This window comes from Bradyrhizobium sp. USDA 4354, from assembly GCF_054060315.1.
Window position 1 is genome coordinate 4,003,075 of sequence record NZ_JBSSDC010000001.1, and the last position, 21,141, is coordinate 4,024,215.

The 21,141-nt window shown below is 63.3% G+C and carries 23 protein-coding genes; 9 read left to right on the top strand and 14 right to left on the bottom strand.

Going from position 1 to position 21,141, the window contains the following annotated elements:
- The first annotated feature begins 132 nt into the window (after positions 1 to 132).
- A complete protein-coding gene (locus ACVIIV_RS18255) occupies positions 133 to 1,482 on the top strand; it encodes an 8-oxoguanine deaminase (protein ID WP_456745388.1) in 1,350 nt (449 codons plus the stop codon).
- Positions 1,483 to 1,591: 109 nt separating this feature from the next.
- On the opposite strand, the gene ACVIIV_RS18260 is transcribed toward ACVIIV_RS18255, so the two are convergent.
- The 5 genes from ACVIIV_RS18260 to ACVIIV_RS18280 all read right to left on the bottom strand — a co-directional run bounded on the left by ACVIIV_RS18260 (position 1,592) and on the right by ACVIIV_RS18280 (position 7,128).
- Positions 1,592 to 2,668 (bottom strand): BMP family ABC transporter substrate-binding protein, encoded by a 1,077-nt coding sequence (locus tag ACVIIV_RS18260; RefSeq protein WP_456745389.1) that lies wholly within the window; start codon positions 2,666 to 2,668, stop codon positions 1,592 to 1,594.
- Positions 2,669 to 2,744: 76 nt separating this feature from the next.
- Positions 2,745 to 3,662, bottom strand: coding sequence for an ABC transporter permease (locus ACVIIV_RS18265; RefSeq protein WP_456745390.1), 918 nt, complete (start codon positions 3,660 to 3,662; stop codon positions 2,745 to 2,747).
- Positions 3,649 to 4,740, bottom strand: a complete 1,092-nt coding sequence (locus ACVIIV_RS18270) for an ABC transporter permease (protein WP_456745391.1) — start codon at positions 4,738 to 4,740, stop codon at positions 3,649 to 3,651. Before ACVIIV_RS18270 ends, ACVIIV_RS18265 begins: the two co-directional genes overlap by 14 nt.
- Positions 4,724 to 6,295 carry an ABC transporter ATP-binding protein gene (locus ACVIIV_RS18275; protein ID WP_456745392.1) on the bottom strand — a complete coding sequence of 524 codons (1,572 nt, stop codon included), beginning with the start codon at positions 6,293 to 6,295 and terminating at the stop codon, positions 4,724 to 4,726. Before ACVIIV_RS18275 ends, ACVIIV_RS18270 begins: the two co-directional genes overlap by 17 nt.
- Positions 6,296 to 6,642: 347 nt before the next feature.
- The gene (locus ACVIIV_RS18280; RefSeq protein WP_456748766.1) at positions 6,643 to 7,128 is read right to left on the bottom strand and encodes a nucleoside deaminase; all 486 of its coding nucleotides are present in this window, start codon (positions 7,126 to 7,128) and stop codon (positions 6,643 to 6,645) included.
- Between the two features lie 389 nt (positions 7,129 to 7,517).
- On the opposite strand from ACVIIV_RS18280, the gene ACVIIV_RS18285 reads away from it, so the two are divergent.
- Both ACVIIV_RS18285 and ACVIIV_RS18290 read left to right on the top strand, forming a co-directional pair.
- Positions 7,518 to 8,792: an allantoate amidohydrolase gene (locus ACVIIV_RS18285; RefSeq protein ID WP_456745393.1), complete on the top strand. Its 1,275-nt coding sequence runs from the start codon at positions 7,518 to 7,520 to the stop codon at positions 8,790 to 8,792.
- A 97-nt stretch (positions 8,793 to 8,889) separates the two neighbouring features.
- Positions 8,890 to 10,263 carry a hypothetical protein gene (locus tag ACVIIV_RS18290; protein WP_456745394.1) on the top strand — a complete coding sequence of 458 codons (1,374 nt, stop codon included), beginning with the start codon at positions 8,890 to 8,892 and terminating at the stop codon, positions 10,261 to 10,263.
- Positions 10,264 to 10,274: 11 nt separating this feature from the next.
- Here the strand turns inward: ACVIIV_RS18290 and ACVIIV_RS18295 are convergent, their stop codons facing one another.
- The gene (locus ACVIIV_RS18295) at positions 10,275 to 11,594 is read right to left on the bottom strand and encodes a dicarboxylate/amino acid:cation symporter (protein WP_456745395.1); all 1,320 of its coding nucleotides are present in this window, start codon (positions 11,592 to 11,594) and stop codon (positions 10,275 to 10,277) included.
- Positions 11,595 to 11,796: 202 nt separating this feature from the next.
- Positions 11,797 to 12,018 carry a hypothetical protein gene (locus tag ACVIIV_RS18300; RefSeq protein ID WP_456745396.1) on the bottom strand — a complete coding sequence of 74 codons (222 nt, stop codon included), beginning with the start codon at positions 12,016 to 12,018 and terminating at the stop codon, positions 11,797 to 11,799.
- Positions 12,019 to 12,368: 350 nt separating this feature from the next.
- Between ACVIIV_RS18300 and ACVIIV_RS18305 the strand changes: the two genes are divergently transcribed.
- The gene (locus tag ACVIIV_RS18305) at positions 12,369 to 12,545 is read left to right on the top strand and encodes a hypothetical protein (RefSeq protein ID WP_456745397.1); all 177 of its coding nucleotides are present in this window, start codon (positions 12,369 to 12,371) and stop codon (positions 12,543 to 12,545) included.
- A 27-nt stretch (positions 12,546 to 12,572) separates the two neighbouring features.
- Here ACVIIV_RS18305 and ACVIIV_RS18310 read toward each other — a convergent pair whose 3' ends face one another.
- From ACVIIV_RS18310 to ACVIIV_RS18320, 3 genes are all read right to left on the bottom strand, one after another.
- Positions 12,573 to 13,949 carry a vWA domain-containing protein gene (locus ACVIIV_RS18310; RefSeq protein WP_456745398.1) on the bottom strand — a complete coding sequence of 459 codons (1,377 nt, stop codon included), beginning with the start codon at positions 13,947 to 13,949 and terminating at the stop codon, positions 12,573 to 12,575.
- Positions 13,950 to 13,954: 5 nt separating this feature from the next.
- Entirely contained in the window at positions 13,955 to 14,902 is a 948-nt protein-coding gene (locus ACVIIV_RS18315; protein ID WP_456745399.1) for an AAA family ATPase, read from the bottom strand.
- Between the two features lie 144 nt (positions 14,903 to 15,046).
- On the bottom strand, positions 15,047 to 15,247 hold the full coding sequence (locus ACVIIV_RS18320) for a hypothetical protein (protein WP_036007702.1): 201 nt from the start codon (positions 15,245 to 15,247) through the stop codon (positions 15,047 to 15,049).
- 223 nt (positions 15,248 to 15,470) lie between these two features.
- Between ACVIIV_RS18320 and ACVIIV_RS18325 the strand changes: the two genes are divergently transcribed.
- On the top strand, positions 15,471 to 16,445 hold the full coding sequence (locus tag ACVIIV_RS18325) for a quinone oxidoreductase family protein (protein ID WP_456745400.1): 975 nt from the start codon (positions 15,471 to 15,473) through the stop codon (positions 16,443 to 16,445).
- Positions 16,446 to 16,483: 38 nt separating this feature from the next.
- Here the strand turns inward: ACVIIV_RS18325 and ACVIIV_RS18330 are convergent, their stop codons facing one another.
- Entirely contained in the window at positions 16,484 to 16,759 is a 276-nt protein-coding gene (locus ACVIIV_RS18330; protein WP_456745401.1) for a hypothetical protein, read from the bottom strand.
- A 106-nt stretch (positions 16,760 to 16,865) separates the two neighbouring features.
- Positions 16,866 to 17,474: a S24 family peptidase gene (locus tag ACVIIV_RS18335; RefSeq protein WP_027545883.1), complete on the bottom strand. Its 609-nt coding sequence runs from the start codon at positions 17,472 to 17,474 to the stop codon at positions 16,866 to 16,868.
- A 166-nt stretch (positions 17,475 to 17,640) separates the two neighbouring features.
- On the opposite strand from ACVIIV_RS18335, the gene ACVIIV_RS18340 reads away from it, so the two are divergent.
- Positions 17,641 to 18,174, top strand: a complete 534-nt coding sequence (locus ACVIIV_RS18340; RefSeq protein ID WP_456745402.1) for a GcrA family cell cycle regulator — start codon at positions 17,641 to 17,643, stop codon at positions 18,172 to 18,174.
- A 46-nt stretch (positions 18,175 to 18,220) separates the two neighbouring features.
- On the top strand, positions 18,221 to 18,796 hold the full coding sequence (locus ACVIIV_RS18345) for a hypothetical protein (protein ID WP_456745403.1): 576 nt from the start codon (positions 18,221 to 18,223) through the stop codon (positions 18,794 to 18,796).
- Between the two features lie 46 nt (positions 18,797 to 18,842).
- Here ACVIIV_RS18345 and ACVIIV_RS18350 read toward each other — a convergent pair whose 3' ends face one another.
- Positions 18,843 to 19,199, bottom strand: a complete 357-nt coding sequence (locus ACVIIV_RS18350; protein WP_456745404.1) for a hypothetical protein — start codon at positions 19,197 to 19,199, stop codon at positions 18,843 to 18,845.
- 626 nt (positions 19,200 to 19,825) lie between these two features.
- Here ACVIIV_RS18350 and ACVIIV_RS18355 point away from each other — a divergent pair.
- Both ACVIIV_RS18355 and ACVIIV_RS18360 read left to right on the top strand, forming a co-directional pair.
- Positions 19,826 to 20,011, top strand: coding sequence for a hypothetical protein (locus ACVIIV_RS18355; RefSeq protein ID WP_456745405.1), 186 nt, complete (start codon positions 19,826 to 19,828; stop codon positions 20,009 to 20,011).
- 140 nt (positions 20,012 to 20,151) lie between these two features.
- Positions 20,152 to 20,493, top strand: a complete 342-nt coding sequence (locus tag ACVIIV_RS18360; RefSeq protein ID WP_456745406.1) for a phasin — start codon at positions 20,152 to 20,154, stop codon at positions 20,491 to 20,493.
- Between the two features lie 305 nt (positions 20,494 to 20,798).
- Here ACVIIV_RS18360 and ACVIIV_RS18365 read toward each other — a convergent pair whose 3' ends face one another.
- Positions 20,799 to 21,116 (bottom strand): c-type cytochrome, encoded by a 318-nt coding sequence (locus ACVIIV_RS18365; protein WP_456745407.1) that lies wholly within the window; start codon positions 21,114 to 21,116, stop codon positions 20,799 to 20,801.
- Between the last annotated feature and the right edge of the window lie 25 nt (positions 21,117 to 21,141).

Sequence of the window (21,141 nt, forward strand, 5' to 3'; positions counted from 1 at the left end):
TCCGCCGGGTGAATCGTTCAAGAGAAAGTGTTGCAAGACGGGAGCCAAGTGGCAACAACAAGTCGGAGCAGGAACGCAGTCGTCCTCCGCCTTGCAGGCCCGCCGTCAGCTTGTGTGAGGAGATGCAGGATCATGAGTGACGCAAGTCCGATCTGGATCAGGGATCCCCTGGCCATCCTCGCCGACCGTGCCGAGCGTGGCATCGTGGTGAGGGACGGCCGAATCGTCGAGCTGGTGCCGGCCGGCGGTGTGCCCGCAACCGCTGATGTCGCGGTGTTCGACGCCGGCGAACACGCCGTGCTGCCGGGCCTGATCAATACGCATCATCATTTCTACCAGACGCTGACGCGGGCGCTGCCGGCCGCGATGGACCGCGAGCTGTTCCCCTGGCTTCAGGCGCTCTATCCGGTATGGGCGAGGCTGACGCCCGAAGCGCTCGAGCTCGGCGTCACGGTGGCGATGTCCGAGCTGCTGCTCTCAGGTTGCACCACCACGACCGATCACCACTATGTATTCCCGGCCGGACTCGAAGACGCCGTCGATATCGAGGTGGCGGTGACGAAGCGCCTCGGGTTAAGGGTGTTGCTCACGCGCGGCTCGATGAACCTGTCGCAGCGCGACGGCGGCTTGCCGCCCGACAGCGTGGTGCAGGACGAGGACACGATCCTCACCGACAGCGCGCGCGTGGTCGCAAAACATCACCAGCGCGGCGCGGATGCGATGGTGCAGATCGCGCTGGCACCGTGCTCGCCGTTCTCCGTGACGACGTCGCTGATGCGCGCGACGGCCGATCTCGCCGACAAGCTCGACGTGCGCCTGCACACCCATCTCGCCGAGACCGAGGACGAGAACAGATTCTGCGAGCAGATGTATGGCTGCCGCCCGCTCGACTATCTCGAGCAATGCGGCTGGCTCAATGCGCGAACGTGGCTCGCCCACGGCATCTTTTTCCGCGACGACGAGATCAAGCGGCTCGGCAAGGCGAAGACGACCATCAGCCATTGCGCATGCAGCAACCAGCTGCTCGCGTCCGGCTGTTGCCCGGTGTGCGACATGGAAGAGGCCGGCGTCGGAATCGGCATCGGTGTCGACGGCTCAGCCTCCAACGACGGGTCCAATCTGATGCAGGAGGTAAGGGCCGCGTTCCTGCTGCAGCGGGCGCGTTACGGTGTGACGAAGGTCAGCCACAAGGATGCGCTGCGCTGGGCGACCAGAGGCTCGGCGGCGTGCATCGGCCGGCCGGAACTCGGTGAGATCGCCGTCGGCAAGGCCGGTGATCTCGCGCTGTTCAGGCTCGACGAGCTGCGCTTCTCCGGCCATGGCGATCCGCTGGCTGCGCTCGTGCTGTGCGGGGCGCATCGCGCCGACCGGGTGATGGTGGCTGGAAAATGGGCGGTGATCGACGGTGCGATCCCGGGCCTCGATGTCGCCGATCTCATCCGCCGCCACAGTTCCGCGGCGAGGGCCATGCAGGCTGGATAGTTGGGGCGAAATAGAAAGAGGGGGCAGCCACAAGTGCCGGGTGCTTCTGGCCACCCCCTCCGAACCTCCTCCGGGAGGAGCAGGTGAGCTAGGCAATGCAAGAAGCGTGCTACTTGCCCGGCAGCTTGTCGTCGATGCCTTTCACGTAGAAATTCATGCCGAGGATCTGCCCGTCGTCGAGGTGATCGCCGCCCTTGCACTCGACCGGCTTGCCGTCCTGCCCAACGATCGGGCACTTGAACGGATGCAGCTTGCCTGCGGTGATCGCGGCCTGGGCATCCTCAGCCATCTTTTTCACATCGTCAGGCATGTTGGTGTAGGGCGCCATCGCGAACATGTGGCTGTCGAGGCCGCCCCAGGTGTCCTCGGACTTCCAGGTGCCGGCGAGCTCAGCCTTGACGCGCTCGATGTAGTAGGGGCCCCAGGTGTCGAGGATCGAGGTCAGCTGGGTCTTGGGCCCGAACTTGATCATCTCGGAATCCTGCCCGAAGGCGAGCTTGCCGCGTTCGCTGGCGATCTGCATCGCCGCCGGCGAATCCGTGTGCTGCATGATGACATCGGCGCCCTGGTCGATCAGCGCCTTGGCGGCGTCGGCTTCCTTGCCGGGGTCGAACCAGGTGTTGGCCCAGATGATCTTGACCTTGATATTCGGGTTGATGGTCTGCGCCGCCAGGATCGTCGCGTTGATGCCGGAGACGACCTCCGGAATCGGGAACGAGCCGATATAGCCGAGCACGCCCGACTTCGACATCTTGGCCGCGATGAGGCCTTGAATGTAGCGGCCCTGATACCATTTTGCCGAATAAGTCGACATATTCGGGTTGCGCTTGTAACCGGTGGCGTGCTCGAAATGCACGTTCGGATATTTCTTGGCGACCTTCAGCGTTGGATCCATGTAGCCGAAGGACGTGGTGAAGATCAGCTTGTTGCCGGCGCGGACGAGCTGCTCGATCGAGCGCTCGGCGTCTGGACCTTCGGGCACGTTCTCGAGATAAGTGGTCTCGATCTTGTCGCCCAATTCTTTCACCAGCGCCTGACGCGCGAGATCGTGCTGATAGGTCCAGCCGAGATCTCCGATCGGACCCAGATAGACGAAACCGACCTTCAGCTTGTCGGCGGCAGAGGCTGCACCGACACTCGCGGCAAGCAAGAGCCCGGCAGCCAGTGCAAGAAGTGATTTCCTCATCATCAATCTCCAAACATCGGGGACAGCCACGATCCGCAGCATGCGCGCCCCATCGCGCACGCCGCTGAAATGAAACTCAGCGGTCAGGCACGAACACCGTGCCGAGTGCGGCCGGCGCGGTCGAGCCGCCGGTGCGCGCGCGAGAGAGCAGGACCAGGACGATGACGGTTGCCAGATAAGGCAGCGCCGACATGAATTGCGAGGGTATGCCGACGCCCCAGCCCTGTGCATGCAATTGCAGGATCGTCACTGCGCCGAAGAGATAGGCGCCGGCCACGAGCCGGCCCGGCCGCCAGGACGAGAACACCACGAGCGCCAGCGCGATCCAGCCGCGGCCGGCGGTCATGCCGGGGATGAAGAACGGCGTATAGGCGAGCGGCAGATAGGCGCCCGCAAGAGCCGCGCAGGCGCCGCCGAACATCACGGCGAAGGTGCGGATGCGCAGTACGGGATAGCCGAGCGCATGCGCGGAGACGTGATTGTCGCCGCAGGCGCGCAGGATCAATCCGGCCCGGGTGCGATACAGGAACCACCAGACGCCGACGATCAGCGCGACCGAGAAATAGACGAAGCCGTCCTCACCGAATAGCACCCGGCCGATCAGCGGAATGTCGGTCAGGACGGGAATATAGAGGTGCACGGCCGGCGTGATGCGCTCGCCGACGAAGCCGGCGCCGATCAGGCCGGAGAGCCCGACGCCGAGGATGGTCAGCGCGAGACCCGTTGCGACCTGGTTGACGGCGAGCCCGAGCGTCATCAGCGCGAAGACGAGCGACATCAGCGTACCCGCCGCGATGCCGAACAGCGCGCCGACGAAGATGGATCCGGTCAGCCACGCGCCGGCAAAGCCGCAGGCGGCACCGACGATCATCATGCCCTCGACGCCGAGATTGAGCACGCCGGAACGCTCGGTCACGAGCTCGCCCGTGGCCGCAATCAGCAGCGGGGTCGACGCGGCGAGCACCGCAAGGATGATGGCCTCAACCAGCTCCACGGGTCACCTGTCGGTTTGGGAAGACCAGCTTGAAGCGGTACAGGATCAGGGAATCGCAGGCGAGCACGTAGAACAGCAGAATGCCCTGAAAGACCTTGGTGACGTCCAACGGAATCTTCATCGCGATCTGAGCCTGCTCGCCGCCGATAAAGGTCAAGGCGAGGAAAAGGCCTGCAATTAAGATTCCAAGCGGGTTCAGCCGGCCGAGGAAGGCGACGATGATCGCGGTAAAGCCGTAGCCCGGTGAAATGCCGGGCTGGAGATGCCCGACCGGACCTGCAACCTCGATGATTCCGGCGAGGCCCGCCAGCGCGCCCGATACCGCGAAGGTCAGGATGATCAGCTGATTGGCGTTGAAGCCGCCAAACCGCGCCGCACGCGGCGCTGCGCCGACCACGCGGATCGCAAAGCCCTTGATGGTGCGCCCGAGCAGGATGGCTGCCGCCGCGACGACGAGCAGGGCGATGATCGAGCCGAGATGCAGCCGGCCGCCTTCGATCAGCAGCGGCACCGTCGCGACCGGATCGAACTCGGCCGTGGTCGGGAAGTTGAAGCCGTGCGGATCGCGCCAGGGACCGCGCACGAGATAGTCGAGGAAGAGGTCGGCGACGTAGACCAGCATCAGGCTGGTCAGGATCTCGCTGGCGCCGAACTTGACCTTGCAGATCGCCGGGATCAGCGCATAGAGCGCGCCCGCGGCGGCGGCGAGCACGAACATGGCCGGCAGCACCCAGGCGCCGGCATCGGTGCCTTGCGTCTTCACCGCGATCCAGCTTCCCGCGACGGCGCCGATCAGGAATTGCCCTTCAGCGCCGATGTTCCAGGCCTTGGCGAGATAGCAGAGCGAGAGCCCGATCGCGATCATCACCAGCGGCGTTGCCTTCACCGCGATCTCCTGGAGCGAATAGCCATCGGTCAAGGGCGCGATGAAATAGGCGTGCAAGGCGAGCAGCGGATTCTTGCCGAGGACCGCGAACAGGATCACCATGGTCACGATCGTGAGGCCGACTGCGATCAGCGGCGAGACCAGCGCGATCGAGCCAGAGCGCTCGGCGCGCTTCTCAAGCACCAGCTGCATGCGCGACCTCCTTCGGCTCCAGGCTGCTGCCGCCCATGAGAAGGCCGAGCTTTTCGCGGCTCGCTTCGCTTGTCGCGAGCGGTGCGGACAGCCGGCCGTGGAATATCACGGCGATGCGGTCGGCGATTTCCGCGAGCTCGTCGAGATCCTGGCTGGTCACGAGGACGGCGGCGCCTGCGGTTGCGAGATCGAGTAGAGCCTGACGGATGACGGCAGCAGCACCTGCATCCACGCCCCAGGTGGGCTGGCTCACCACGAGCACCGCCGGATCGCGCAGGATCTCGCGGCCCACGATGAATTTCTGCAGATTGCCGCCGGAGAGGCTCGCCGCTTCCGGATCGCGTTTGGCCTTGCGGACGTCGAACGTCTCCGTCGCGCGGTCGACGGTGTTCAGCGTGGCCGCAGTATCGATGAAGCCGCGACGGACCATGCCGCTGGCGGCGTGCCCGGTGAGCAGCGCGTTCTCCGACAGTCTCATCCGCGGCGCGGTGCCGTGGCCGAGCCGCTCCTCGGGAACGAAGGCCGCGCCCAGCTTGCGCCGCTGCGTGATCGAGAGGTGGCCGGCGGCGATGCCTTCGATCACCACCGCGCCGGGGTCCTTCGAGAGGCGCTCGCCGGAGAGTGCGGCGAACAATTCGTCCTGGCCGTTGCCGGCGACTCCGGCGATGCCGAGGATCTCGCCGCCCTTGAGCTCGAACGAAATATGCTCGAGCCGTATGCCATGCGCTTCGCTGGGAGCCAGCGAGAGATCGTTGACGACGAGCCGCGGCACCGTGGTCTTGCGGCCGGATACGGCCTTCACTTCCTTGACCTCTCCGCCGACCATCATCCGCGCGAGTGAGGCCGCGGTCTCGAGCCGAGGGTTGCAGGTCGCGACCTTCCTGCCGCCGCGCAGGATCGTCGCTGTGTCGCAGAGCCGCTTCACCTCCTCCAGCTTGTGGCTGATATAGAGGATGGCGCGGCCTTCGGCCTTGAGCCGCTCCAGCACGATGAAGAGCTGGTCGGCTTCCTGTGGCGTCAGCACCGCGGTGGGCTCGTCCAGGATCAGGAATTCCGGATCCTGCATCAAGGCGCGGACGATCTCGATGCGCTGGCGCTCGCCGACCGACAATTGCCAGACCTCTCGTTTGGGATCGAGCGGCAGTCCATAGGTCTTCGACACCTGCTCCAGCCGGGCCGACATGTCCTTGAAGGACTCTTTGCCGTCGAGGCCGAGCGCGACGTTCTCGGCGACCGTGAGATTGTCGAACAGCGAGAAATGCTGGAACACCATGCCGATGCCGCGGCTGCGCGCGTCCGACGGACCGGACAGCACGATCCGTCGGCCCTGCCAGCGAATCTCGCCGGCGCTGGGCTGGATCAGCCCGTAGATCGCCTTGACGAGCGTCGATTTGCCGGCGCCGTTCTCGCCGAGGAGGGCGTGGATTTCCCTTGGCCAGATGTCGATGTCGATGGAATCGTTGGCGAGGAAATCGCCATAACGTTTGGTGAGGCCGATTGTCCTCAGGAGCGGGGAATCGCCGGAATGCTGGCCGTTGGGTGTCGGATCTAACATTCGCTGATGCACTTGCATGGGTGAAGTGCCTCAATAGTGGGCCAGATTGAACCGCGGCGTAAGATGTGAAAAAGCATCATCCCTCGCTCAACGCTTCGGCAGGCGATCGGCCCAGCAGTCATCATCGATTTTGAGCGACCAGCACCGCAAACGGCACGCTGGATAGCGGGAGCGACAGCGCCTGCGAGCGGTGTCTGTTGCAGATTTGTGACGGTTCAAGCCAGATCGGAACCCGCTGTGCAGACCTGACGCCATGTTGAGCACCGACGCGCCGGTCCGTTCATCGGCTGGGAGCGCAACGGCGCCGCGTCAAACCTCCGCGGCGTCACGTGCTTTTGGATGTGCTGCTACTTCGTCCAAGCGCCGTCGTGCAGCGCTTCGGCTTCCTCTTCGAGCAGCGGGCCGACGACCTCCGTCGGCCGCTGGCCGCTGGCAAAGACATCGCGGCACGGCAGGTCGAGGGTCGGGTTCTCCGGATGGTTGCCGGTGATGCCGCGCAGGCGATGCTCGCTGAGGCCATAGACGAGGCGGCCGATGCCGGCCCAGTAGATCGCACCGGCACACATCGCGCAGGGTTCGGCTGACGAATAGAGCGTGGCTTTCGCCAGCACCTCGCGTCTGAGGGTGCGGCAGGCCTCGGTGGCCGCGAGGCGCTCGGCATGCGCGGTGCCGTCGTGATCCGGCATGTAGCCGTTCTCGGTCTCGATCAGCACCTTGCCGTCGGCATCGACGACGATACAGCCGAACGGGTGGTTGCCATGGGTGAGGGAGCGGCGGGCGACCGCAAAGGACAGACGCAAAAAGTATTCGTCACGTTCGGACGCGCCGTCCATCGCTGCTCCACGATCAGTGCCGGCCATGCGCCAGCCGACCACGATGAAGGTCGGTTTCGCTGATCCGAGCTTCATACACAATTTGCCGTGGAACATCACCACCAGCCGGTCGGACTGCTGTCGACGAAAGTATTTTCCGGATAACCGATTGAAAATATTGATTATCGGCCCATCCAGATCCTGATAAGAAAGAGGTGCCAGATGCAATTGCCGGCGCCGGCCCGCCCGCGTGAATGGCCGGTGCGAGGCAGCCTGGCGCGTACTCGCATTCATGCTAATCACGCGCATGTTGGGACCGGCGCCGGTGCGTGATTTTGCTGGCACCGAACCCGTGTCGTTGTCGCCAGGACAGCAACTCCCGCGGTCCAGAGAAGAGGAAATTTGTCGAGATGGGGGCCGTTAACGCCGTTCAAAATGCATCGCTCGGCGAAATGATCGTGCGTCAGATCAACGATCTGGCCGCAATCTCGGAAGGAGGTGACAACCTCACCCGCATCTATCTCACCAAGGAGCTGCGCGAGGCAGCGGACCTCATCCTGAGCTGGATGCGAGAAGCCGGCATGAGCGCGCGCATCGACGCGATCGGCAATGTCCGTGGCCGCTATGAAGGCGACCGGCCGGGGGCGCCCTGCCTGATGCTCGGTTCGCACTACGACACCGTGCGCGATGCCGGCAAGTGGGATGGACCGCTGGGTGTGATCACCGCGATCGCTTGCGTTGCCGATCTCAACCGCCGCGGCAAGCGCCTGCCGTTTGCGATCGAGGTGATCGGCTTTGCCGACGAGGAGGGGGTGCGGTTCGCTTCGACCTTGCTCGGCAGCCGTGCGGTGGCCGGCACTTTTGACGAGAGCGTCCTGAATTCGCGCGACAGGGATGGCGTGTCGATGCGCGACGCGCTCGTGCAGTTCGGCCTCGATCCCGACCATATCGGCGCGGCGGCACGGGCGCGCCGCGAGCTGCTTGCCTATCTCGAATTGCACATCGAGCAGGGGCCAGTGCTGGAAGCGCAGAATCTGCCCGTGGGCGTCGTCACCGCGATTGCGGGTGCAACGCGCCTTGCCGCGCGGCTGACCGGTATGGCCGGTCATGCCGGCACCGTGCCGATGGCATTGCGCCGTGATGCGCTCGCCGGCGCGGCCGAATGCATCGGTGCGATCGAGCAGTTTTGCCGCACCGACGAAGGCGGTCTGGTCGGCACCGTCGGCTACATCCAGGCGAGGCCCGGTGCGACCAACGTCATTCCGGGCGAAGTATCCTTCACCATCGACATGCGGGCGCCGACCGACATGCACCGCAAGCGCGCGGTGGCAGACGTCGTCCGCAAGATCGAGGCGATCGCCAAGCGCCGGCAGCTGGCGCTTCAGCTCGACGTCACCCACGAGAACCGCACCGCGCCTTGCGCGCCGTGGCTCAAGGAGCAGATCGCGCAAGCGATCGAAGCCGAAGGCTTTTCCGTGTTCGAGCTGCCGAGCGGGGCAGGACACGACGGCATGGCGATGATCGACATCGCCGATGTCGGCATGATCTTCGTCCGCTGCCGCGGCGGCATCAGCCATCACCCGGACGAGCATGTCGAGCTCGCCGATGCCGACGCCGGCGCGCGGGTACTGCTCAGGGTAATCGAGAATTTTCAGACGCGGGAGAGCCGCGCCGGAGCGAGCTGAACAGCCGGACGGCCGTTCGTCATCGGGGCGAGACACGAATCGGTCATGCTTGGAATGGTGAACGGCCATTGCCGGGATCGCGAGACACTAGGTGCACATGAACAGCGACATTCACCGGCCGCCACATCGCGGAAACCGCTTTTACCAGGGCATGGCTGCGACCTTTGTCGCCAACGCGCTTCAGGCGGTCAATTTTCTCGGTGATCGGTTCCTGAGAAAGTCGCATTATTCGTTGTCGACTATCGAAGACCTCTATCGGCACTCGATGGACAGTGCGTTTTCGGTGACCGAGGCCTTCCTCGTCACGGGCGCGCCGCACGCCTCCGCCTATTATCCCCGTGACTTCGCCTGGTTCTATCCTGACGTGCTCGATCCTGAAACGATCATGGACTCGCAGGACGCGGTGCGGCGGATGCGCCTGCTCGAGAGGAGCGTGCGCCTGCTGCTGGAGGCGGTCCGCGCCAATGTCGTCACCACGACCATCGTGCCGGCGGGACGCGGCCGATATCTCGGCGTGAACTATTTCTCACGGCCCTCGGATACGCTGCTCGGCATTCTCGCCGGTCTCCAGCAGATGATCTCTGCCGAGGACAGGACGTCGTCGTATCTGGCGATGTCACAATGCGCGCACGCAGGCCGCCTGTTGCTGGCCGAACATGGCGGTGACCTGAAGCGGGCGATCCTCCAGCTCGCAAGCGAGCTCGAACCGTTCAATGATGACGGCACCAGGTATTTGCTTTGCGATGTCCACGCACCCCGTTCCGCCGCAACAGACACCCGCGCCGAACGCAGGCGCTTCGTGACCAATGCTTGCGTCTACACGACCTTCGTGTGGGGCGTGCAGCTCGGGATCGTCGACGAGAACGAGCTGAAGCGGCTGCTCGGGCGTGACCTCGCGCAGCACAAGAAGGACCTGCTCCGCCTGTTCGGCAAGGATGGCCATATCAGGCATTCCCTGGATGGTCGGGCGGGCTTGCCGGCATCATCGGTCGCGCTGGATTTCGTCAGCGTACATCGCGGATTTTGGGATATGAACGATGCGAGCGAGCGATCGCTATTCGCGGCCACGGCGGATCTGATCATCGCCGAACCGCGGTTTCGCATCCCCAGCACGTTTCATTTCCTGGTGTCAGCCGATAATCCCAGGAACAAGATGCTCCACAGGATTGCCGCACCTGCCTATCAGGGGCGTTCCTCCTGGCCGACGTTCAACGTCGAGTTCGCGGATCGCATGCTGGACTATGATGAATTCACTGGCAGTAATACCTACCGGGCTTGCGCGCAAGGCATATTGAGGGACATCCGAACGGCGACCGAGATTCACGGCGGCTATCAGGAGCTGATCTCGGAGCAGGGTCTGAAGTATCGCACCTGGGCCTATAAGGGCGCCGTGGCCCATTCCTGGTTTCCGCGCTTTCTGTCGGTCTGGAGGAGGGCGTACGGCACGCCGCTCCTCCAGTGGAATGACTGATCCGCGAACCGCTATCCTGCCGTCACGTCCACCAGCTCGCCGCCTTCGAGCACCTTGGCCGCCTTGGTGCGATCGAGGTCGCCTTCCCAGGCCGCGACCACGACCGTCGCGACGCAATTGCCGAGGAGATTGCCGAGCGCACGGGCCATGCCGATGAACCAGTCGACCGACAGAACCAGCACAAGGCCGATCGCGGGGATGCTCGGCACCGCGTTCAGCGTCGCGGCCAGGATCACGATGGCCGAGCCCGGCACGCCATGTGCACCCTTTGAGGTGATGAGCGAAACGCCGAGCACCAGCAGGAGGTCGCCGAACGATAGCGGCGTGTTGGTGGCCTGCGCGATGAAGACGACCGCAAGTGTGAGGTAGATCGAGAAGGCGTCGAGGTTGAAGGAATAGCCGGTCGGAATGACCAGACCGACCACCGAATCCTTCACGCCCATGCGCTCCAGCTTCTTCATGATCTGGGGCAGCACCGCGTCCGAGGACGCAGTCGCGAGAACGATGGTCAGCTCTTCGCGCAGGTAAGCGAGGAATTTGAGGATGTTGATGCCCGCGAGCGCCATAACCCCGCCAAGCACCCCGAGCACGAAGATGCCGACTGAGACGTAGAACAGCATTACCAGCGATACGAGCTGCTTCAGCGAGCCGACGCCGTATTTGCCGACTGTGTAGGCGACCGCGCCGAGCACGCCGAGCGGGGCGACACGCACGATCAGGCCCATGACGCGGAACAGCACGGTGGAGGCCGCCTCGATGACGGAGGTGACGAGCGCGCCCTTCTCGCCGCCGACCAGCGCGAGGCCGACGCCGAACAGCACCGCGAAGAACAATACCTGGAGCACGTCGTTGCGCGACAGCGCATCGAAGGAGGTGGTCGGGATCACGTTCATCAGGAAGGCGCCGATGCCGCCGCCGGACAGTTTATGGGCGTTGTCGGCATAGGTGTTGAGCGCCTTGGCATCCAGCGTCGAGGGATCGATATTCATCCCGTGCCCGGGGCCGAAGATGTAGGCGAGCAGCAGGCCGACGACGAGCGCCACCGTCGTCATGACCTCGAAATAGACCAGCGCCTTGACGCCGACGCGGCCGACCTTCTTGAGGTCGCCGGCGCCGGCAATGCCGTGCACGACGACGCAGAACACGATCGGCGCCACGGTCATCGAGATCAGCTTCAGGAAGGCGTCGCTGAGGATCTTGAGCCCGATGGCAAAGTCCGGGACCGCCATCCCCAGGATGACGCCAAGCACCAGCGCGGTCAGGACCTGGACGAACAGCGAGGTGTAGAGCGGCTTCGGCTCGGCGGCGCGTGCCGCAGTGATGGTCGACATGGTTCACTCCCCGATTTGACGCGTCTTGAACGTCAAAAGGAGCAACAACCGTGCCAGATTTTCGCGGCGATCCCGAAAGCATCGCAGGCGTGATGTCCGGGACGCCGCGCGGCACCTCTTCAGCGGTGCACCGGGGAGCCGGGACTCATCAAGTGGCCGCCGAGAAGCCGCAGGACCCTCGGTCGGTCGTCACGCTTTCGTGTCATGCCACGAGATCCAGCAGCCGGCAGGATCCGCGCACGAGCACCTTGCGTCCCGTGGGCGTCATCGCCGGTACGCCCTCATTGACGACAACGAGGCCGAGCTTGACGAGGCTTTCGATAAGGTAGGCCTTCGAGAGGCGACCGCTCGACGTCGGATTGCGAAGTGTGCGCAGCGCTTCCCATTGGTCCGGCGAAAGATCGAAGTCGACGTCGTTGCTCATTTTGCCTCAAGCGATAGTCCAGTCGCGCGCCCCTGTTAGCGGCGCCGCATGAAAACCATGCGACGACAATGAGTCGGGAATTCGGTGCGCTGTTTAGAACCTCTCTTCACGAATTGCCGCACTTCATTGCGCCACAAGAGTAAAGATCGTTCGACTGCGAATATCGTCCCGAGCTTCGATCACATATTGATGATTTCGGCTTGATGCTGCACTGCAAGTTGCCGCGATGCATGGAAAGCGCTGCTGTCCCATTCTGCGTCGCAATATGCACAGAAATCGTGAGGCGAAAGGTTGGGGACTCTGTTACGCTAATTACCGGGAAACGACTTCACGCTGCAGGAGTGGAGTGCATGAACAGGCTGGTTGAAATTCGCAGTCAGGAATCCCTGTGCCGGGAGCGTGCCGCGCTCGATTTCGATCGCCGGGTTTTTTGGCTCGCGCAAGCCGAGGAATGGGAGCAGCGTGCGCTTGACGAAATTGCCAATCGCTTCCGGGAGTGCAATGTCGGCCAAGCGGAGCTTGCGTGAAACTGACGCTGGCCGCGCGTAGAAGACCTACTGATAAGTCGCCACGATATCCGACACCGCGCGCTCGAGCTGCTGCGCGGTGGCGCATTGGCGCACGACCGTACAGAAGGTCGCGTACCGCGGCATCTCGGAATCGCCAAAGCCCCAGGCGAGCCGCCCCTCGGGGTTGAGCCAGACCAGTCGCTTCGAGCGGTCCGAGATCCGGCGCAAAATGTCGGCGCGCGGGTCGAGATTGTTGCTGCGGGCATCGCCGAGCACGATCACCGTGGTCTGCGGCGTCAGCGTAGTCATGAATTCCTTCTCGAAATCGACCAGCGAAGAGCCGTAGTCCGACGAGCCGAAACCGACCTTGGACATGATCTCGGACATCGCCTCCTCCGGCGACTTCGATTCCAGGATCTCGCTGACCTCGATCAGGTGCGAGGAGAAGGCGAAGGAGCGGACATCGTCGACCACCTCGTGCAGCGAGTGGATCAGCAGCAGAAAGAAATCGGACACTTGCGCAACGGAGCCCGAGACGTCGCACAGCGCTACGATCTTCGGCCGGTCGCGATGCTTGCGCTTCCATGCCGTGAGGAAGGGCACGCCGCCCCAGGCCGCATTGCGGCGGAGCGTGCGGCGGACGTCGAGATGGCCGCGGCGCTGGCGCTTGCGCGGTTTCGAGTAGCGTTCGCGCAGCCGGCGCGCGATTTGGCGGATGAGGGCGCGCATCTCGGCGATTTGGCGCCGCTCGATGCGCGCAAGCGGCGCGTTGCGCAGGATTTCGTTGCGGAGGTTTTCGGCCTCCTCGCGGGCATAGAGTGCAAGTCCCTGGGAGACCGTATCGCGCACGGCTTCGCGTAAGGCGTCGAGCGCGGCGCGTAGACGCTCGGCCAGTGCCGGGTTGGTCGCGGTCAGCTCGTCGAGATCGTCGCGCAGGCGCTGGAGGCCCATGGCATCGAGGATGCGGCTGGAGAAGATGCCGCGCTGAGTGGAGTAGCGGATGTCGGACAGGGAGGCCGCCCCCGAGGCACTGGCAATGGCGGCTGCGATCGTATTGCGGTCCTGCGACAGCAGCATCTGCGCGAGCGGGCCCAAACCTTCGGGAGGCTGACCTTCGCCGGCATCGCTGCGAGCGCCGGAGGAGGGCGACTGATCTGCGTCCTGCGGTGTATCGTCGTTGTCGGCCTCGGGCTGGTCCTGCCGCGGTTCCGGCTGACTGAAGAAGAGATCAAAGCAATCGCCGAGCGCGAGCTTCTCGTCTTGCGACTTGGCAAGTGTCAGAAGCAGCGCATCGCGCAGGACGGCGCGGTCGGAGATGCCGACCTGCGCGACTGCTCGCATGGCATCGATGCTTTCGGCAGGCGAGACGTGAACGCCGACGCCGCGCGCCGCTCGAAAGAAACGATGGAGATTCTCGCGCATCGGCGTCAACCGAAGACGTTGGACCGTGCCGCCTTGGCAATGAAAGTCGTCACCTGTGGCGCTGCTGCCTCGATGTCGGCTTCGTATTTCAGGAGCACGTTGAGCGTGTCCTTGACGATCTCGGTGTCGAGCTCCGTGGCCTGGAGCAGCACAAGCACGCGTGCCCAGTCGATGGTCTCGCTGACCGACGGCAGCTTCTTCAGATCAAGCGAGCGGATCTCGTGGATGAAGCCGACCATCTGCCGGCGCAGCGTCTGCGAGATGCCGGGCACGCGACTTTCGACGATGCGTTCCTCGAGTCGCTGCTCGGGAAAGCCGATATGCAGATGCAGGCAACGCCGTTTCAGGGCGTCGCCGAGGTCGCGCTCGCTGTTGGAGGTGAGGATCACGGTCGGCGGCGTGATGGCCGAGACGGTTCCGAGCTCGGGGATCGTGACTTGGAAATCGGACAGGATCTCCAGCAGCAGCGATTCGAATTCCGCATCCGACTTGTCGATCTCGTCGATCAAGAGCACGCAGCCACCCGGCTGCTCCAGAGCCTGGAGCAGGGGACGCGGCTCGACGAACTCCTTGGAGAAGAACACGTCGCCGAAATCATGGAGCTGGTCGAGCGCGGCGTGCAGCGTCTGCGCGCCGCCGAGAACCTCGCCGAGCTTGTCCTTCAGGATCTGCGTATAGAGAAGCTGCTTGGCGTATTTCCACTCGTAAAGCGCCTTGGCCTCGTCGAGACCCTCATAGCATTGCAGGCGGATCATCTTCATGCCGCGCCAGGCCGCGATCGCTTTGGCGAGCTCGGTCTTGCCGACGCCCGCGGGGCCCTCGACCAGGATCGGCTTCTCGATCTGCTGCGACAAATAGACGGCGGTCGCGATCTGCCGGCTCGCGATATAACCCTGCGCGGCGAGGCCGCTCTCCACTGCCTCGATCGAGGTCGAGGCCTTCTGATCTGCCACGAATGGGCGCTCCCAAAGGTCTTGGTTGAGGCTTGTTCTGCCTGCGTTCCCGGCAAAGAACAAGTCTCGTTTGGGAGACATCAGATCCGCGTGAGCGGTGTTTTTCCGTTCAGCGCAAATAGTTGAGCGGATCGCTGGTCGCGATCAGTGCCGCAGCAGCTCCGGCTTGCGGATCGTCTGTCTGAGCTCGGCGCCGCAATCGGCGCATTCATAGACGAAGTCGATTTTGGCAAGGCTCCAATGCGGCTCAACCTCGCGCACATACATCGGCAGGAACCCCATACAGGTTGGGCAATTCACTGGCGCGATTTCGACGTCCTGATGATGCTGAACGTAAGCTGGCATCTCGGCTCTCCTTCGCAGGCGACCATCAAACCCCGCGCAAAGGCTACCGCCGGTTAGTCCGGAGCCCTCATCAACTCTTCCGAACAGAGCCGGAACGACGACCGTTTGTCGTTCGCTGTGGCATTCTTGTTACGGCTCTGTACTGTAACGGGCGGACCAAATGCCTATTTCACAGGCCGATCCGGTGTTCGGACTTCACCTCAACGATAAGGGAGCAACGCCCATGACGCATGCCATTCGCTTTCACAAGACCGGCGGTCCGGAAGTCCTGGTCTGGGAGGAGGTCAGCGTCGGCAAGCCTGGACCCGACGAAGTGCGCATCCGCCACACCGCTGTCGGCCTCAATTTCGTCGACATCTACAACCGTTCCGGCCTTTATCCGGCGCAACTGCCGAGCGGGCTCGGCAGCGAGGCGGCCGGCGTCGTCGAGGAGGTCGGTGCAGGTGTCACCGATCTGAAGCCGGGCGATCGTGTCGCCTATGGCGCCTCGCCGCTCGGTGCCTATTCGGAGGCGCGGCTGATTCCCGCCGATCGTCTGCTGAAGCTGCCCGATGGCGTCGATGACAAGACCGCGGCGGCGATGATGCTCAAGGGGCTCACCACGCAATATCTGATCCGGCAGACCTATCGGGTGAAGGCGGGCGACACCATCCTGCTTCATGCCGCGGCGGGCGGCGTCGGTCTGATCCTGAGCCAGTGGGCCAAGCATCTCGGCGCGACCGTGATCGGCACCGTCAGCAACGACGAGAAGGCGAAGCTCGCCAAGGCGCATGGCTGCGACCACGTGATCATCTATACGCGGGAAGATTTCGTGAAGCGGGTCGACGAAATCACCGCCGGCAAGAAGGTGCCGGTGGTCTACGACTCCGTCGGCAAGGACACGTTCCTGAAATCGCTGGACTGCCTCGCGCCGCTCGGAGTCGCCGCGCTGTTCGGCCAGTCCTCCGGGGCGGTTGAGCCGCTCAATCTCGGCCTATTGGCCCAGAAGGGCTCGCTCTACGTCACGCGTCCGACGCTGTTCACCTACGCGGCCAAGCGCGAAAATCTGGTCGCGATGGCGAACGAACTGTTCGATGTCGTCAAGTCCGGCGCGGTGAAGATCGAGGTGCACCAGACCTATCCGCTGAAGGACGCCGCCAAGGCGCATGCCGATCTTGCTGCGCGCAAGACCACGGGATCAACCGTTCTCCTGGTCTAATGCTCGGCCGGGCCGTGACGCAAGCTGGCTGGCCTGCGTCACGTCCGTTCGTGCTTGCGCAGATCGCGGGTGTGATCAAGGCGGACTGCCTGGAGGTCGACATCTTCGGGCGGGATTTGGGGCAGGGCGGCTTCGGTCAGGATGGTCTCGGTCACGTCCTCGACCGCATTCTCCACGATTTCGTGGATGAACGAGATGTTCTGGTATTCGCCCGAGGCGATGCGGGAGATGACCTCGCGCCTTGTGATCTCGGGATCGACGACCGCCTCGCGGCCCCGCCGTCCATAATCGATCATCACGACGAAATATTGCATGAAACGATCCTGCCGCGCCCCGTGGTCGGGGACGAGGCAGAGTATTTCGGAAAATCGTCATTTTGTCAATCGCGATTTCCATAAATCGGAAACCGCGGTCGCTCTCTTACTTGCCCTTCTTGCGAGGACGCGCCGATTTCGCGCGCAGCCGCTCAAGCTGCCCCTTGGGCATGGACAGGCAGATCTCCCCCACCCAGTCGAGCTTCACGCCGACGATCGGCTTGGCGTTGAAGCTCGTGAGATTGACGACGGAGGGTGATTTTCCCCGCTCGATGGTCTTCAGATAGCGCTCGCCGGTCTTGAGCCGGACCACCGCCTCTTCGCCGTAGAAGCTCGACAGCGGATGGCGCTGGTCCTTGTAGACCACGATCACGTCGCCGCTTTCGTATTTGGGCAGCATCGAATCGCCCACGATCTCGAATGCGATCGTCTCTTCCATGATCGGGAAAGGCAATGCGATGTCGCCGAGACCTTCCGGGGGAACCTGCTCATAGTCCGGTTCGATCACCGCGCCGGCTCCGACGCGGCCCATGATCGGCGCCAGATTGAGTTCGAGATATTCCATGATCGGAATGATCTCCGACGCCTTCACCAGGCGCTCGCCGCCGAGAATCTCCGAGACCGCGCCGGGTCGCACGCCCATGGCCGCCGCCAGGCCGCCCTTGCTCTTGCCCGTCTTCTCCAGGCCCCGCTCGATCATTGCTACGTCCAACATGGTGATTCCCTCGATTGCGCACCGTCTCGCCTCTTGTAATCCGAAATTCGGAATTGATGCAATTATGAATATCAGAAATACCGCTTGACTCTGTATTCGGAATAACGGAATGTATTTTCGTCTCCCCGGTCGTTCCTTGGTGGGAGGCGCATCACAGGACAGCAGCATGGAACCGGGCCATTGGCCGTCGGAGCACTCCGACGCGCTTCGCGACTATTTTCTCAAAGGCATGTCATATGCGGAGATCGGAAGACAGATTAACGCAAGGTTTGGAACGGCTTACACGCGCAGCGCGGTGGTCGGCCGCGCCAAGCGGCTCGGGCTCGTCGTGCCGGAATGGATGACGAGTCCGTCGGTCGCGCCGTTCTTGCCGGGTGAACCCAGCCTGCTTTCGCCGCGTCGGGCGGCGTTGCCGAACCTGAACCTGCCGCCGAAGTCCGCAATGAAGCCTGCGGCACGGGTGAAGTTGCGCTGCGTCGGTGTCCAGCCGCGCCTGATCCAACTGGTCGAACTCGAGTCGGCCGACTGCCGCTATCCCTACGGCGGCGACAGGGACGGGGAGGACATCACCTTCTGCGGCCATCCGCGCCAGTCAGGCTCCAGCTATTGCGCGCCGCATGCCCGGCTGACGCGCCGTTCCGAGGCTGCGTCCGGCCGTGTCGCAGGCCCCGTGGTGCTGAAGCTGGTCTCGGCCGCCTGACGGGGCAGCCGTCCGTTCAATCGTCAGTCTTGCAAGGAGTATCCGAGTGGCTCGTGCCCGACGTAACAAGTCCTACAAATTGGCGCAGATCTACGACCGGCGATCGCGGGAGGTGCCGTTCAACGCCGAGGTGGCGGAGGTGGAGGTCGACAATCCGCTCGCGCTCGATTCCGGCGAGAAGATTCTGGCCATCCGCTCGGTCCGCTGCGATCCGCTCGGCCGGCTGCACGCGCACCACCAGATCGACGAGGCGCAATACCGTGGCGGGCGCGCCTTCCAGAACGATTGGGAGCGCGCGGAGCGAGGCCCCCAGGCGGTGGATACGACCCGCGAATATGTCGATGGGACCGGCACGCGCGAGCCTGTCACCGAGAGCCAGCGTCAGGCAGTGCTGCGGCTAAACCGGGTCGAGCGCGAGCTCGGCGCCGATGGCGCCGCGCTGGTGCACGACGTGCTGGTGCTGGGTCTGACCATGGATCAGGTCGGGCAGCGTCGTGCCGTCCGCACGCAGCGCTGGAACGATTACTTCGCGCGGCGTTTTCGCGAATGCCTGGATCGGCTGGCGCTGGTCTATGGCTTCGCGACGGAGATTGGATCACCGCGTGCCGACCGGCGTAGATGATCGCGGCACGGCGGCGGCTTCGGCCGCCGGCGTGCCGGCGTGTTACTTACGGATGAGGGACAATCTGGTAGGGCGTGGCGTAGGGCTCGACGCGGAGCGAGGCGTTGGCCAAAAGCCCGATCTTTGCGGTCGGCGCCTGCTGTAATTCGCCGTTCGGGCCACGATGCACGTTGTATTGCCAGACGGTGAGATCGCCCTTCTGCGCCAGCGCGTGTGCAACGGCGCTCGCATCATTGCCGCCGAGCGCCTGAAGCTCCTCTGCCGACAATCCGACCACGATTTCGTCCTTGACGGTGACGATCTTGAACAGGTTCATTTTGGTCTCCTGCGCCCATGCGCCTTGTATCGAAAGGGTGAGAAGCGCGACTGCGGCGCCCTTGATGAGATCGCAGCGAGAAAGCATGCCGTCGTCCTTTTGGTGCTGACGCGCGCCCAAATCGAAGAGTCCTCAGCCATGGCGCCCGTATCTGCGTGGCCGTGCCGCAACGGCTTGGTCGCTCGCTCGCGGACAGCGGTTCACGGCGGAATCATATCCAGAACGATCGATCCTGCCGCGAACAGCCGCGCCAGGACCAGGACCGGCTGCAGGATCGACTTTCGTGCTGGTGATACAACCACCGGGATAGGACTCAACAATTGCGTGTATATGCCCATTGATTGCCAATTCGTGCGCGCCAATGTGCATTCATATCGGAAACAAGGCGAAACGCTGCGTCGATTGACGGCGATCACGGGCTGTGTGCGTGATTGATGCGCTTGTTGACGCAGGTGGGTGACGGCGGTTGATATTCCTGTTATCCGGAATCGCCGTGGTGCGATGCAGACGAAGCATCGCTATACCCACGGTTGGGCTTGCCCGAGGGGTTGTTCCTTGGCATAATTACAACCAGGTGGTTGAGGCCGCCGCTTGGATGTAGTTCAGCGTGCCAACCCGGCGGGCCCCGGACCGAGAGTTCGTCGCGATAGGTTCTGTTGCGGCGTGCGGTTCTTGAGTGGATCACGAAGGCCGATGCTTGTCATAGGTGCGAGATGAAAAACCTCAACTTCGCGGCTGAGTTGCATCTCAAGCTCGGTGTGCCGGCAAGCAGCACTGTCGAAAGTCTGCGCCTGCTCCGAGCGTTCCTGAAGCTTGCGCCGCGACAGCGTTTCGAGGTGATCAAGCTGGTCGAAGATCTCGCCACCGAAGAAGCTCTTTCCGAGCACCCCTTGTCCTGAGTCCGGCCGCGCGCCGACCTGCCGTCTTTCTCCTTTTCCTACCAGAGCCGGGCCCGCCGGCGTCGTTCCCCCGAGGCTGGCCGCTGGATGGCGGTCCGGCAAGTGTGGTATTCAGTTGGGAAAACGGGAGGAGTGTGACCATGATCGAACCGAAGCTCGAAGTTCCGGCCGAACTGCGCGATTTGGCCGAGAAGACGATCGACCAGGCGGAAAAGGCATTCGGCATGTTTTTTGAAGCCGCCACCAAATCGATGTCCACCGTTCCGGGCGCGGGGACGGAGGTGTCGAAGCAGGCGCTGGCTTTCACCGAGCAGAACATGAAGTCGGCCTTCGAGCATGCCCGCAAGCTGGTGCATGCCACCGATCTCCAGGAAGCGATGCGAATCCAATCCGATTTCCTGCGCAGTCAGTTCACCAGCGCCGGAGATCACATGCGCCAGATGACCGGCAGTCTCATGCAATCAGGCAAGGGCAAGTCCTGATCTTTCGGTGTGTGTATACAGGTGCCCACAAATTGATCTTGTGTGGCATGGAGATCCGCGCTTCGATACTTGCGCAGGTCCATGACGGGCCACCGAATGATTTCATTCGCCGTCCGTCGTCCTTTCTGCTGATCCCTGCCGGTCCTCCGGCAGGGATTTGCATTGGTGGCAAGTCGTGATCGTCCGGCGGCTGCTGAAGCGCGATAAGAGTAGTCATCGCTCGTCAGGTTATGTTTGATCATGATCTTTTCGGAAAGCCGCCGCACACTTTGCGCTAATGCGGCCCTTCGGGTCCTGATCATGCTCTACCGCAGCGATGCGATGTAGGCCGCAATGTCGCCGGCTTCGGTCCGGCTCAAGGGAAAATTTGGCATCTTCGGGTGCGGATCGAGCAGGAAGAAGGCGAGCCTTTCCGGACTAAAGTCCGGCTTGCGCGCAACGGATGCAAATGAGGGGACGTCGGCGCTCGCCTGGGTCTGCCCGTTCGCCACGACATGGCAGCTGGCGCACCAGCGCCTGGCAAGGTCGGCACCGTGATCGGCATCAGCGGCGAGAGCGGACGACGTGCCGACGCCAGAGATCAGGCCAAGCAGCAGGCAAATCCGTTTCAAACGCCGAGGCATAGGGCAATCTTTCTGCATTCGCTTC